Origin of the sequence: Mycobacterium sp. 4D054, from assembly GCF_052245755.1 — a bacterium.
GTDB lineage: Bacteria > Actinomycetota > Actinomycetes > Mycobacteriales > Mycobacteriaceae > Mycobacterium.
Genome location: NZ_JBQQCF010000001.1, coordinates 1 through 12,899, shown reverse-complemented (window position 1 = coordinate 12,899; position 12,899 = coordinate 1). Strand labels below are relative to the sequence as shown.

Genomic DNA, 12,899 nt, shown 5'->3' with positions numbered 1-12,899 from the left:
TCCACCATACCGCCGGGACGGGGGCTTGCGGCAAGGCCGGGGTGATGGCGCAGAATCGCATACTCAGCTCAGAAATCTAAGGGGCACATGTCAACTCACTACGAGGACGAACTGCGGTCGGAGCGCGGGTACGTCGACGGGCTCTACGCCCGGCCGGACGCCGAGCGCGCACGGATCAAAGACAGGTACGCGGCGGCGCTGCGTAGTCCGGTCGACAAGCAGAGTGGCGCGACCCTGGTGGCCCGCGACGCCGAGGTGCGCGCGACGGCAGCGCAGATGGACCGGCTCAACGTGGCCGACCAGGGCCTGTGCTTCGGCAGGCTCGACAGCGTCTCCGGTGAGCGGCTCTACATCGGCCGCATCGGTATCCTCGACGACGAGCACGAACCACTGCTGCTGGACTGGCGCGCCCCGGCGGCCCGCCCGTTCTACGTCGCGACGGGCGCCCACCCGGAGAACATGCGCAGGCGCAGGCAGTTCCACAGCCTGGGGCGGCGCCTGCTCGACTTCACCGACGAGGTGTTCGGCCGACCCGCCGCCGAGGAGGCCGGCGACCAGCCCGGAAGTTCCAGCGACGTGGCGCTGCTGGCGGCGGTGAACGCGCCCCGAGGCGAGGGCATGCGCGACATCGTCGCCACCATCCAGTCCGAGCAGGACGCGATCATCCGGCTGGATCACCCGGGAGTGCTGGTCATCGAGGGCGGCCCCGGCACCGGAAAAACGGTGGTGGCCCTGCACCGGGTGGCCTATCTGCTGTACACCCAGCGCAAGCGCATGGAGAGCCACGGCGTGCTCGTCGTCGGTCCGAACGAGGCGTTCCTGCGGCACATCGGGCGCGTACTGCCCTCGCTGGGCGAGACCAACGTGGTGTTGATGACCGTCGGCGATCTGGTGCCCGGCCTGCACGTCAGCGCCGAAGACACCCCTGCGGCCGCCACAGCGAAGGGCTCGCTGGCGATGCTGCAGGTCCTCAGGGCCGCGGTCGCCGACCGTCAGCAGGTCCCGGCGGACCCCATCCCGATCGACCTGTCCGACGTCTCGGTCAGCATCGGCGCCGACATCGCCGGATGGGCGATCCAGGAAGCCCGCGCGAGTGAACAGCCGCACAACGACGCCCGGGCGGTGTTCGTCGACGTCGTCACGTGGGCACTGACCGAACGGGCGATCGCCAAGATCGGCCGGGGGTGGTTGACCCGTGAGGACCGCGCGGCGTGGGAGCATCTGCGCGCCGACCTCCTCGACGAGCTGGAGGACAACGCCGCGTTCCGCGCCGCCCTCGATCGCCTCTGGCCGGTACTGACTCCGGAAACCCTTCTTGCAGAACTGTATTCGTCTCCTGAGCGGCTGCGTGCCGCCGGTGCCGACCCCGCGCTGCATCGCGCCGACGGCCATGCCTGGACGGTGTCGGATGTGCCCCTGCTCGACGAACTCGTCGACCTGCTCGGACGGGACCGGTCGGGCGAGGAGGCCGCCGAGCGGGAACGCCGGGAAGAAGCCGCCTACGCCGCCGGCGTGCTGGACCTGATGGTCGACCGCGAGGACCTGATGGACGACGAGGACCTGCTGCTGGCCCGCGATGTCATCGGCGCCGAGGACCTGGCCGAACGCTTCCTCGAGCGCGACACCCGCGATCTCGCCGAACGGGCGGCCGCCGACCGGGACTGGACGTACGGGCACATCGTCGTCGACGAGGCCCAGGAGCTGTCCTCGATGGACTGGCGGGTGCTGATGCGGCGGTGCCCGAGCCGGTCGTTCACGATGGTCGGTGATCTGGCGCAGCGCCGGTCGCCGGCGGGGGCGACATCGTGGGACGCGATGCTGAACCGGTACGTCCCGGACCGCTGGGTGTACCGGACTTTGACGGTGAACTACCGCACGCCGGCCGAGATCATGGCCGTCGCCGCTTCGGTTCTCGGCGAGTTCGCCCCGTCGGCCGCGCCACCGGAGTCGGTGCGTTCCACCGGTGTGGCGCCGTGGTCACGTCGCGTCTCCGACGACGAACTCGCCGGCGCCATCGCCGATTTCGTCACCGCAGAAGCCGGCCGCGAAGGCACGAGTGTGGTGATCGGGCCTGCGGGTGTGCCCGGCACCGTGACACCCACGCAGACCAAGGGCCTGGAATTCGACGCCGTGCTGGTCGTCTACCCGGAACGGATCCTTGCCGAGGGGCCGCGCGGGGCCGCCGACCTCTACGTCGCGCTGACCCGCGCCACGCAGCGGCTCGGCGTGCTGCACAGCGGGCCGCTGCCGCCGGCCCTGGCCGGGCTGGCGGCAGGGTGACTCACCACTGACCCAGCTGGCACCGCACGTTGTAGGGGTCGTCGTGCTGGGTGAGCACCTGACCGTCGACGGCGATGTCGCAGTGCGCGTTCGGTGCTGCCTGCCCGCCCCGGGTGGTGCTGCTCACCTGCAGGATCGCCCAGTTCGGGTCCTCCATCGTGGTCTCGAAGACCCAGGGCTGCCCCGGCGCGAGGTTGACCTTCTCGCGCTTGGCGAACGCGTAGGCGTCGGCGTTGAACGCCTCCATGCTCGGCGGCTGGCTCGTCAGATAGAACAGATCGAATTCATAGGCGCCGGCCGAGGTGAGCGTGTAGCGGACCTGATGTCCCTCCTGCGCGCTCGCCATTGCCGGGCTGATCATTCCCGCGGCGGCCACCAGTGCTGCTGCCCCGACTGCCGCCCCTACTTTGGCTGTAGCTGTTCGCATGTTGGTCACATCGCCGGACGGTACCGGATCGTTACGTGGTACCGGACCAGCGACCGCTCACCCCATCGATGGCAAACCGGCGGCGTTTGGTGCACACAGGTTAACGCGGCTGTCACACATAGACATTTGGCAGAAACACAGGCGCTCTAACGTCCGGATTCGACACCGGGACGGTGTCACCACTTCGTGTTCTGAAGCGTTTTGAAGTACTTCCGACTCGGCGCCTCATCTGCGGATGAGCGCTGCCGACAGCCAGAAAGGCCGTTCATGGACCAACCCCGACGCCACCCGATGAAACGATCCGCGCTCACTGCAGGAAGCGTCGTGGCCGTGGCGATCCTGCTGCTGGCCGGTTGCGGAAGCAAGGCCAGTGACACCGATTCAGCAAATGCCGAGTCGTGCGTGGACACGTCCGGGTCCACGATCAAGGTCGGCGCACTGAACTCGCTGTCGGGCACCATGGCGATCTCCGAGGTCACCGTCCGCAATGCGATCGACCTGGCCGTCGAGCAGATCAACGCCTCCGGCGGGGTGCTGGGCAAGCAGATCCAACTCGTGGCCGAGGACGGCGCCTCCGAACCGACGGTGTTCGCCGAGAAGGCCGAGAAGCTGATCAGCAGCGACTGCGTCGCCGCGGTGTTCGGCGGGTGGACCTCGTCGAGCCGCAAAGCGATGCTGCCGGTGTTCGAGAGCGCGAACTCGCTGCTGTACTACCCGGTCCAGTACGAGGGCCTGGAGTCCTCACCCAACATCTTCTACACCGGCGCGACCACCAACCAGCAGATCGTGCCCGCGCTGGACTACCTCAAGGAGAAGGGCGTCACGTCGCTGTATCTCGTGGGCAGCGACTACGTGTTCCCGCAGACCGCCAACCGCATCATCAAGGCCTACGCCGAGGCCAACGGGATCGAGATCAAGGGCGAGGACTACACGCCGCTCGGCTCGACGGACTTCTCCACGATCGTCAACAAGGTCCGCACCGCCGATGCCGACGCGGTGTTCAACACCCTCAACGGCGACTCCAACGTGGCCTTCTTCCGCGAGTACAAGAACGTGGGGCTGACCCCCGAGCAGATGCCGGTGGTGTCGGTGTCGATCGCCGAGGAAGAGGTCGGCGGTATCGGTGTGCAGAACGTCACCGGTCAGCTCACGGCGTGGGATTACTACCAGACCATCGACACTCCGGTGAACAACGAGTTCGTCAAGGCCTACAAGGCCAAGTACGGCGCGGACAAACCGACGTCCGACCCGATGGAAGCCGCCTACGTGTCGGTTTACCTGTGGAAGAACACCGTCGAGAAGGCACAGTCGTTCGAGGTCAAGGCGATTCAGGACAACGCCGACGGCGTCACGTTCGACGCGCCGGAGGGTCTGGTCACCATCGACGGCGAGAACCACCACATCACCAAGACCGCCCGCATCGGCGAGATCCGGCCCGACGGTCTGATCTACACGGTCTGGGAATCCGACGGCCCGATCGAGCCGGACCCGTTCCTGAAGTCCTACCCGTGGGCCGCCGGGCTTTCCGGCTGATGCCGGGGCGAGCGAAGCGACGGGAAGTCATTCAGCGCACATGGATGTCGTAATCGGACAGCTGGCAACAGGATTGAGCCTCGGCTCGATCCTGTTGCTGGCCGCATTGGGCCTGGCACTGACATTCGGCCAGATGGGCGTCATCAATATGGCGCACGGCGAGTTCATCATGGCCGGCTGCTACACCGCCTACGTCGTGCAGCAGATCGTCTCGAGCGCCGGTGTCTCGCTGATCATCTCGCTCGTTCTCGGGTTCTTCATCGGCGGCGCCATGGGCGCACTGCTCGAAGTGACGCTGATCCAGCGGATGTACCACCGCCCGCTGGACACCCTGCTGGTCACGTTCGGTGTCGGGTTGATCCTGCAGCAGGTGGCCCGCGACATCTTCGGGGCCCCGGCGGTCAACGTCGTGGCACCGGAGTGGTTGTCGGGCGGCATGGAGATCTTCGGGGCCGTCGTCCCCAAGACGCGCATCTTCATCCTGGTGCTGGCCGTCGTGTGCGTCGCTGTGCTGGCCACCGTGCTCAAGGTCAGCCCGATGGGCCGGCGCATCCGAGCCGTCGTGCAGAACCGGGATCTCGCCGAGACCAGTGGTATCTCGTCCCGCAAGACCGACATCACCACGTTCTTCATCGGCTCCGGGCTCGCGGCCGTGGCCGGTGTGGCACTGACTCTGATCGGCTCCACGAGTCCGACGATCGGGCAGAGCTATCTGATCGACGCGTTCCTGGTGGTCGTGGTCGGTGGTCTCGGCCAGATCAAGGGCACGGTGATCGCGGCGTTCACCCTCGGTTTCCTGAACTCGTTCATCGAATACAACACCACCGCCTCCCTGGCGAAGGTGATCGTGTTCGTCATCATCGTGATCTTCCTGCAGGCGCGCCCGCAGGGCCTGTTCACGGTCCGGACAAGGAGTCTCGTATGACCAGCCTGCTAGGCCGATGGCAGACCTGGGCCGGCTTCGGGGTCGCCGCGCTGGTGCTGTTCGTGATCGCGCCCGCCGTGCTCTCGGACTTCCGGCTCAGCCTGCTGGGCAAGTTCCTGTGCTTCGCGATCGTCGCCGTCGGTATCGGCCTGGCCTGGGGCCGCGGTGGGATGCTGGTGCTGGGGCAGGGCGTGTTCTTCGGGCTCGGCGGCTACATGATGGCGATGCACCTCAAGATCGCCGATGCGCAGCTGCGTGGTGACGAGGTCCCGGACTTCATGCAGATCCAGGGGATACGCGAATTACCCGGTTACTGGGCGCCTTTCGCGTCGCCGGTGGTCACGCTGATCGCGATCGCGGTGATCCCGGCCGGGATCGCCGCGGCGCTCGGTCTCGGCGTGTTCAAGCGCAAGGTCAAGGGCGCCTACTTCGCGATCCTGTCCCAGGCGCTGGCCGCCGCGCTGGCCATCCTGCTCGTCGGCCAGACCAGCCTCGGAGGATCCAACGGCCTCAACCGATTCCGGACGTTCTTCGGCTTCACGCTCAACGACCCGGTGAACCGACGGATGCTGTACTTCATCGCCGCGGCGGTGCTGCTGATCGTCATCGCCGTGGTGCGCCAGCTCATGCAGAGCCGCTACGGCGAACTGCTGGTGGCCGTCCGTGACGGTGAGGAGCGGGTGCGGTTCCTGGGCTACGACCCGGCCAACATCAAGGTGGTGGCCTACACGGTGGCGGCGCTGTTCGCCAGCATCGCCGGGGCGCTGTTCGCGCCGATCGTCGGCTTCATCGCACCGTCACAGGTCGGCATCCTGCCGTCCATCGCGTTCCTGATCGGCGTCGCGATCGGCGGGCGCACCACGCTGCTGGGTCCGGTGCTCGGCGCGATCGGCGTGGCGTGGGCGCAAACGCTGTTCTCCGAACGCTTTCCGTCGGAATGGACCTACGCCCAGGGACTGCTGTTCATCATCGTCGTCGGGTTCTTCCCCGCCGGCTTCGCCGGACTTGCAGTACTGCTCAAACGTCGCCGTAAGGCCAAAGCCGATCCGCCATCGGAGGAAGCCGCCGACTCCGACCCCGACGCAGCGAAGGTGGGCGCCAGCTCATGACCGAAGTCGAAGCGAGCACCGCGGGTAAGGAGCCCGTCGAGGGCGGCAACGCCGGCATGGGCGCCCAGTACCTCGAAGTCCGGGGTTTGACAGTCGATTTCGACGGTTTCAAGGCGGTCAGCGGCGTCGACCTGACGCTGTTCCAGGGCGACCTGCGGTTCTTGATCGGTCCCAACGGCGCCGGGAAGACCACGGTGATCGACGCCATCACCGGTCTGGTTCCGGCGACCGGGTCGGTGAACAAATCCGGCGTGGAACTGCTCGGCAAAAAGGTGCACCAGATCGCCCGCCGGGGCGTGGGCCGCACCTTCCAGACTGCGAGCGTGTTCGAACAGCTCACGGTGCTACAGAATCTCGACATCGCGGCCGGGGCCGAGCGCTCGGCATGGACGCTGTTGCGGCGGCGCAAGGGCGTGCTCCCCGCGATCGAACAGGCGCTGCACACCATCGGGCTGACCCACCTGGCCGACAAACCCGCCGGTGTGCTGGCACACGGGCAGAAGCAGTGGCTGGAGATAGGGATGCTGCTGGTGCAGAACGCCGACGTGCTGCTGCTCGACGAGCCCGTCGCCGGCATGAGCACCGAGGAGCGGGAGGAGACCGGAAAATTGTTGCGCCGCATCGGCGCCGAACGCACGGTGGTGGTCGTCGAGCACGACATGGACTTCATGCGGGCGTTCGCGACGTCGGTGACCGTGCTGGCGCGCGGACAAGTGATCGCCGAGGGCTCGGTCGCCGAGGTCCAGGCCAATCCGAAGGTGCAGGAGGTCTATCTGGGGACCGCCGCGGCCGGCGCCGACGGAATCGAACTCGTCGAGGGGAACTCCTGATGCTGCAACTGGTCGACGTCCGCACCGGCTACGGCCGCAGCGAGGTCATTCACGGGGTCGGCATCGAGGTTCCGACCGACGGCGTCGCGGCGGTGATGGGGCACAACGGTGCCGGCAAGACCACCCTGTTGCGCGCCGCGGTGGGCTTGCTGAAGTGCACGGCGGGCAAGGTGCTGTTCGACGGCGAGGACATCACCAAGCTGCGGCCGAGCGCCCGGGTGGCGCGCGGTCTGGCGTACGTGCCGCAGGGCCAGCAGTCGTTCGGGCAGTTGACCACCGCGGAGAACCTGCAGGTGGTCGCCGACGGTCGCAAGAACGGCAAGGCGCTGATCGACGAGCAGCTCGACCTGTTCCCGGCGCTCAAGGAACTGCTGAGCCGTCGAGCGGGGCTGCTCTCCGGCGGGCAACGCCAGCAGCTCGCCATCGCCCGCGCGCTGATTACCACCCCGAAGTGCCTGATCCTCGACGAGCCCACCGAGGGCATCCAGCCCTCGGTGGTCGCCGAGATCGAGGAGGCCATCACGGCGCTGACCCGCCGCGGCGACCTCGGGGTGCTGCTCGTCGAACAGCACATCGGGTTCGCCCTGGAATCGTCGCAGCGCTACTACATCCTGGAGGCCGGGCGGGTGACCACCAGCGGCGCGGGCGGTTCGGCCTCGGAAGCGGAAGTCCGCGCCGCAATGGCCATCTGAGCGGCCCGCCGCTGTGGCCATCTGAGCGGCCCGCCCTCCAGCGCGAGCGTGCGTGTTTACAGGCGACACGCCGAAAAATGTCGGACAAATGCGCACGCTCGCACTCGATTTGGCGCACCGACGTCTCCGGTGGCACGGCGAACACAGACAACCGGCGCGGTCGCGGTGGAGTTCAGCTCGCGGATGTGTCGGCCCCTTCACCTGGGCGTGATCTTAGGCGTGAAAGACCAGGTAGACACCAAGGTTTGGGTGCCGGCTGCGGCGATCACGCTTGACCTGGCTGTGCACGTCCCTTTGTGCTGATGAAGTTCCGCTGCGATGTACTACCCTCGGCATCACCGGAGTGGTCATCGGCATCCAGTGGTGGGCGGTACGTCAACGTTCGACCGCGCACCCCTGACGAGTCGCTCGACGGTACAAGCCCCTACCGATGACGCCCGTAACCCCGAACGCGACTGTGCTACAAGCCAACACGAGCGCCCCGGCAGCGAGCACCGTCTCATTCGCCCCGAGCCGGTCTGCTTCCAAGGTGAGATAGAACAGTGCGGATACGCCCACGGGCCCGAACCACCCGAGGTAGAGAGCGTCCGGGGCGCCCAGCCGCAGCACACGTTTGATCAGAAGCACAATCGGCAGTCGCCGTAACGTAAGCACGGTGAGCACCAGAAGCATTGCCGGCCAGCCAAATTCGTACCATTCGTGCCACGGCAATGTCGCCCCGAACAGCACGAACAGCGGCAGAACGGCGAATCGATTGATGGCCTCGTCGATCGGCACCGCCGACGCACGCTCCTGCCCGGTGCCGACGATGTTGAACACGACCCCCGCCGACGAAGACGGCGAGAACTCCATCGACACGCAGTAGACCGGACACTCCGAGGATGCCGAGCGCCAATACGACGGTGACGAACAGTGCCGGCGCACCGGCGGTCGAGCCGTGGTCCGCGCCCAGACGGAGCGCACCGCCGCCCAACCAGCCGATGACCCCGCCGACGATCACAGCACCGCCCACCTGCCACACCGATTCCGCGACCGCGTCTCCCGCCCCGAGAGGGCCTGCCACGGCGAGCGCGACCAGAACGAGCGGCAGCGCCAGACCGTCATTGGACCCCGATTCCAGGGACAGCAATTGCCGATCCCGAGCGGGAAGGTCCCGTTCGGCATCGTCGCCGGTCACCACACTCGACGCGAGAACAGGATCGGTGGGGCTGACCGCGGCACCGAAGAGCGCGGCAGCGGCGATGGGCATACCGAGAACAGCCCACCCCAGCGCCGCCGACACGACGGCCATCACCGGCAGGACGATCAGCAGCAGCACAAGCAGCGACCAGCCGTGACGACGAATCTCGCCGAACGGGTAGCGCAACGCCACCGCCATCACCGGGATCGCCAACAGCACCCTGCTGCCCTCGTGCAGCACGGACTGCTCGACAGTCAGCGGAGACATCGACAACACGCCGGTGACCTGTGGTCCGAGCACGATTCCGGCCGCCAGCCCCAGCAGCGGTTCTGAGATCGGCAGACTCCGCATCTTCACTGACAACGTCGCAACCGCCATGCCGAGGACACCGACGGCCGCCAGCACAATGTCCAGTTCCACGGACAGGCGTTTCCCACGCAGAGCTCCAAGTCCGCACCAAACCAGGTGAATCCACACCAACCCAGGTGAAGTCGGGGCAAAGGTGTGCCGGTGCCTCGGCCCGGGTACTTGGAGGGGGCCGGCCGTCGATGCTCGAACGCACCATGAAGGTGTTTCGCCGCTGATGGACAACCGAGTCGGCGACTGCCGCAAGCCTCTGGTGCTCGGTCAGCGCGCCGCCGCGGTCGCCGACGGACTACGCAGTCGACTATGGCCGGTTCCGGCTCTCGGGGTGGTCACTGCTCTGCTTGCCGGCATCGCCATCCCTGAACTCGACACCGCCGTCGATCAGCAGATGCCCCCGGCACTGGCGGGCTACTTGTTCGGCGGAGGCGCCGACGCGGCGAGAGAAGTCCTCGGCGCCATCGCAACCTCGCTGATCACCGTGACGTCGCTGACGTTCTCCCTGACTCTAATCACGTTGCAGCTGGCCAGTTCTCAATACACGCCGCGGCTGTTACGGACATTCGCTGCCGATCGTTTCGTCCAACGAACCCTGGCACTGTTTCTCGCGACCTTCGTTTACGCACTGACTGTCCTGCGCACCGTTCGTAATGGCAATGACGGTTCAGCGGAGTTCGTTCCGCAGATTGCGGTCACGGTGGCCTACCTGCTGGCCATGGCCAGCGTTCTGGCCCTGGTGCTGTTCCTCGGGCACCTGGTACGTCAGATACGGATCGAGACCATGCTGGACCATGTCGCCGGCGACATCGAGCAGACCGCAGACCGGCTGCTCGGCCGGATCGAGGAACAACCCGCTGACCGCGACGCACCTGTCCCGCCCGCCGACGCGGCGATTATCACAGCCCGCTCTTCAGGCTTCCTCGTCTCGGTCGCCGAGCAGGCGCTGGTAAAGGCCGCCGTCGACGCCGATGTGGTGGTCTGGGTGGAGCGTCCGATGGGATCGGACCTCACCGCAGGCGTACCGGTGGCCTTCTGCTGGTCCTCCCAGAACCGGGGCGGCACCCTCCACGGGGAGCGGTTGATCTCGGTGCGTGAGCAGGTCGCCGACGCCCTCACCGTGGGTAACGAACGCACCGCGTCCCAGGACATCGGCTATGGGTTCCGTCAGCTCACGGACGTCGTTGTGCGTGCGTTGAGCCCTGGTATCAACGACCCCACCACCGCTGTGCACGGCCTGAACTCGTGCAGCGCCGCACTGTGCCGACTGGCCGGATACCGTCTGGGTCCCCGGATTCTGCGCGACGAGAACGGGGCGGCCCGGGTGGTACTGGCGCAACCCGACTTGCCGGATCTGCTCGATATCGTCTCCAACCAGCCATTGCTCTACGGCGCGAGCGACCCGGCGGTGCTGAAACGGTTGCTGTCGATGCTGCGCGAACTCGCCTGGGTGGTGGTGCTCCCCGAACACCGGCACGCGATCGCTGACCGGCTCCGCCGTCTTGAGAGGGCGGTGGCCGACCGGGATTACGATGACGTCGAGCGGCGTCAGTTGGATCAATTGGCGCGAAACGTCTGGGAAGCACTCGACTGTCGATGGCCTGCGGGTTGATTCCGTCAACGACAGCGTCATCGCCTCGGTAGCGCTGAAGCGTTCGCCACTCCGGCCAGCGCAGACCCATCGCCGATCTTGTCGTGAGGAATGACGCTGAGGGAACCGTCGCTCTCCAGTACGACCGCCGCGATCCGGCTGACGTCACCGTGCCCCGACGACCGGATCGCCTGGTTAATCTCGTCGGCACTGACGCGTTGGCGGCGCAACGCGTCGTCGAGTGATCGGCCGTGGGACAGCAGGAGCGTCGGTCGGGCGGTCAGCACCGTCCGACCCGCGCGAAACCGCGATGACACCTTTGCCGCAGCATACTGCAGCCCGGCGAGCAGCGCCAGCGCGGTCGATCCCTCCACGAATGACACGTCGGTGTTGAGCAGAATGGTGGCCAGCGTCGAGCCGACGGCGACGGTGACCACCAGGTCGAACGCGTTGAGTTTGGCCAGAGTCCGTTTGCCCGATACCCGCAGTACTACGATCAGGGCGACGTAGGCAGCCGAACCGATGAGCAGAACTCGGACGACGTCGGACCATGTGTCAAACCACATGCAGCGCACTACCTCTCAAGTCCATGGCGACGCCGGCCACATCCGTCGGTACCGAATCTGTTCGGCTTCCGCTCGCTGTCGACGCGGCGTCGGCGGTCAACCGCCGTCGCAGCAGGGTTAGCGCCGCATTCAGCAGCCGAGACACCTGAACTTGAGAAATGCCCAGTCGGCGACCGATTTCTCGCTGGGACAGGCCGTTGAAGTAGCGCATACCGAGAATCGCGCGGGATCGAGGAGTCAGCGCGCCGATGGCGTCCTGTAGCACGATGCGATCCTCGACGGTCTCGAACTGGGGGTCTTCCGCGCCGTGAATCGTTCCGAGCAACGTCGGATCCGGTCCACCCGGCCCCGAACGAGACGCATCGAGTGACAGCGGTTGATACGCCCAATGCGCAGATCTCGACTGGGCCACGTCGTCGCTGCCGATGCCGAGTTCCCGCGCCAACTCGGGGTTCGTCGGTGACCGGTTCAAGCGCCGAGAGAGTGTCTCCACCGCGTCCCGCACTCGCAGCTGTGTCTCCTGAATGTGGCGAGGAACGCGGATCGACCAAGTGTGGTCGCGAAAGTGCCGACACACCTCCCCGCGAATGGTCGGCACCGCGAACGCCGCGAATCGCCCCTTGGCGGGGTCGTAGCGGTCCACGCTCTTGACCAACCCCATCCGGGCAACCTGGACCAGGTCCTCGGACGGTTCGCCGCGCCCGACAAATCGGACGGCGATGTGGTCGGCCAGCGGCACACACTCGGTGATGATCCGTTGGCGCCAACGCCTGCGCTCGTCGTCCGCCGCGCAGGCAGTCAACTGCGCGAACATGGTGTCGACATGCGGCCAGTCAGGATCTCGGACGGCAACATCGCTGCCTGAACCATCCGGCTGCGCGAGTGTCATCGTGGCCTCTTTCTGGGGCGGAAGGCGTCGTCTTCGTCGGCTTTGCTGTGCCCGCCGCCTACCCACATGAGCCACACAACTATGGTGTTCGCGCAATCGTTGCTCAACCGAGACAAACACCGATTTCCGGATGGCGGGTATCAAGCCCCGGCCCGGAGGGAACTCCTCCTCGGACAATCGAGATCGCCGATGCGACCCACTGGAGGCAGACACATGCGGCAAGCACAGGTCCACCGGGAGGCTCCGGTGGTGCTGGCAGCAACGGCGCTGGCACTCGGAATCTCCGGGTGCGGCGAGGATGCCGCGGTGGACTCGTCCAATCGCGGCTCGGGATCGGATACGGAGGGTACGTCGGTCGAGAACGCTTTCATCGTGCCGGCCTTTGTGCCCGGTCAAGTCCAGGGACGTGGTGTACGACGTCGTCGTGTGATTCTTCGAGGTGATGGTTCAGGTGGTCAGTGCCGCGGGGGTGGCCTCCTGTTCGGTCGGGGTGTCGTTGACGGTGCGTGATTTGCTC

At 66.6% G+C, this 12,899-nt stretch carries 11 protein-coding genes and 1 pseudogene; 7 read left to right on the top strand and 5 right to left on the bottom strand.

What is annotated here, in order from left to right; translation table 11 throughout:
- Positions 1-87 precede the first annotated feature (87 nt).
- Positions 88-2,280: an RNA polymerase recycling motor ATPase HelR gene (gene helR / locus ACTWP6_RS00060; protein ID WP_443186513.1), complete on the top strand. Its 2,193-nt coding sequence runs from the start codon at positions 88-90 to the stop codon at positions 2,278-2,280.
- A 1-nt stretch (position 2,281) separates the two neighbouring features.
- Here helR and ACTWP6_RS00055 read toward each other — a convergent pair whose 3' ends face one another.
- Complete coding sequence (locus ACTWP6_RS00055) at positions 2,282-2,707, bottom strand: hypothetical protein (protein WP_443186512.1); 426 nt, start codon at positions 2,705-2,707, stop codon at positions 2,282-2,284.
- 291 nt (positions 2,708-2,998) lie between these two features.
- On the opposite strand from ACTWP6_RS00055, the gene urtA reads away from it, so the two are divergent.
- Genes urtA through urtE form a run of 5 tightly spaced genes read left to right on the top strand, consistent with a single transcriptional unit; the run spans position 2,999 to position 7,796 of the window.
- Positions 2,999-4,240, top strand: a complete 1,242-nt coding sequence (urtA, locus tag ACTWP6_RS00050) for an urea ABC transporter substrate-binding protein (RefSeq protein WP_396885483.1) — start codon at positions 2,999-3,001, stop codon at positions 4,238-4,240.
- Positions 4,241-4,280: 40 nt separating this feature from the next.
- Positions 4,281-5,165, top strand: a complete 885-nt coding sequence (gene urtB / locus ACTWP6_RS00045) for an urea ABC transporter permease subunit UrtB (RefSeq protein ID WP_260752012.1) — start codon at positions 4,281-4,283, stop codon at positions 5,163-5,165.
- Positions 5,162-6,274 (top strand): urea ABC transporter permease subunit UrtC, encoded by a 1,113-nt coding sequence (urtC, locus tag ACTWP6_RS00040; protein ID WP_260752010.1) that lies wholly within the window; start codon positions 5,162-5,164, stop codon positions 6,272-6,274. The genes urtB and urtC overlap by 4 nt, the downstream gene beginning before the upstream one ends.
- Positions 6,271-7,104 carry an urea ABC transporter ATP-binding protein UrtD gene (gene urtD / locus ACTWP6_RS00035; protein ID WP_260752009.1) on the top strand — a complete coding sequence of 278 codons (834 nt, stop codon included), beginning with the start codon at positions 6,271-6,273 and terminating at the stop codon, positions 7,102-7,104. Before urtC ends, urtD begins: the two co-directional genes overlap by 4 nt.
- A complete protein-coding gene (urtE, locus tag ACTWP6_RS00030; RefSeq protein ID WP_260752008.1) occupies positions 7,104-7,796 on the top strand; it encodes an urea ABC transporter ATP-binding subunit UrtE in 693 nt (230 codons plus the stop codon). The genes urtD and urtE overlap by 1 nt, the downstream gene beginning before the upstream one ends.
- 375 nt (positions 7,797-8,171) lie before the next feature.
- Here the strand turns inward: urtE and ACTWP6_RS00025 are convergent, their stop codons facing one another.
- Complete coding sequence (locus ACTWP6_RS00025; RefSeq protein ID WP_313901318.1) at positions 8,172-8,648, bottom strand: cation:proton antiporter domain-containing protein; 477 nt, start codon at positions 8,646-8,648, stop codon at positions 8,172-8,174.
- Between the two features lie 37 nt (positions 8,649-8,685).
- Positions 8,686-9,327 (bottom strand): annotated as a pseudogene (locus ACTWP6_RS00020) (cation:proton antiporter domain-containing protein); the annotation flags it as partial.
- A gap of 232 nt (positions 9,328-9,559) precedes the next feature.
- Here ACTWP6_RS00020 and ACTWP6_RS00015 point away from each other — a divergent pair.
- Positions 9,560-10,948 (top strand): DUF2254 domain-containing protein, encoded by a 1,389-nt coding sequence (locus ACTWP6_RS00015; protein ID WP_443186511.1) that lies wholly within the window; start codon positions 9,560-9,562, stop codon positions 10,946-10,948.
- A 17-nt stretch (positions 10,949-10,965) separates the two neighbouring features.
- Here ACTWP6_RS00015 and ACTWP6_RS00010 read toward each other — a convergent pair whose 3' ends face one another.
- A complete protein-coding gene (locus ACTWP6_RS00010) occupies positions 10,966-11,493 on the bottom strand; it encodes a DUF421 domain-containing protein (RefSeq protein ID WP_443186510.1) in 528 nt (175 codons plus the stop codon).
- On the bottom strand, positions 11,483-12,559 hold the full coding sequence (locus tag ACTWP6_RS00005; protein WP_443186509.1) for a SigB/SigF/SigG family RNA polymerase sigma factor: 1,077 nt from the start codon (positions 12,557-12,559) through the stop codon (positions 11,483-11,485). The genes ACTWP6_RS00010 and ACTWP6_RS00005 overlap by 11 nt, the downstream gene beginning before the upstream one ends.
- Positions 12,560-12,899 lie beyond the last annotated feature (340 nt).

Bases quoted from the DNA above. Each gene is read 5' to 3' on its own strand.
- helR (WP_443186513.1), top strand. From the start codon at position 88: ATGTCAACTCACTACGAGGACGAACTGCGGTCGGAGCGCGGGTACGTC.
- ACTWP6_RS00055 (WP_443186512.1), bottom strand. From the start codon at position 2,707: ATGCGAACAGCTACAGCCAAAGTAGGGGCGGCAGTCGGGGCAGCAGCA.
- urtA (WP_396885483.1), top strand. From the start codon at position 2,999: ATGAAACGATCCGCGCTCACTGCAGGAAGCGTCGTGGCCGTGGCGATC.
- urtB (WP_260752012.1), top strand. From the start codon at position 4,281: ATGGATGTCGTAATCGGACAGCTGGCAACAGGATTGAGCCTCGGCTCG.
- urtC (WP_260752010.1), top strand. From the start codon at position 5,162: ATGACCAGCCTGCTAGGCCGATGGCAGACCTGGGCCGGCTTCGGGGTC.
- urtD (WP_260752009.1), top strand. From the start codon at position 6,271: ATGACCGAAGTCGAAGCGAGCACCGCGGGTAAGGAGCCCGTCGAGGGC.
- urtE (WP_260752008.1), top strand. From the start codon at position 7,104: ATGCTGCAACTGGTCGACGTCCGCACCGGCTACGGCCGCAGCGAGGTC.
- ACTWP6_RS00025 (WP_313901318.1), bottom strand. From the start codon at position 8,648: ATGGAGTTCTCGCCGTCTTCGTCGGCGGGGGTCGTGTTCAACATCGTC.
- ACTWP6_RS00015 (WP_443186511.1), top strand. From the start codon at position 9,560: ATGGACAACCGAGTCGGCGACTGCCGCAAGCCTCTGGTGCTCGGTCAG.
- ACTWP6_RS00010 (WP_443186510.1), bottom strand. From the start codon at position 11,493: ATGTGGTTTGACACATGGTCCGACGTCGTCCGAGTTCTGCTCATCGGT.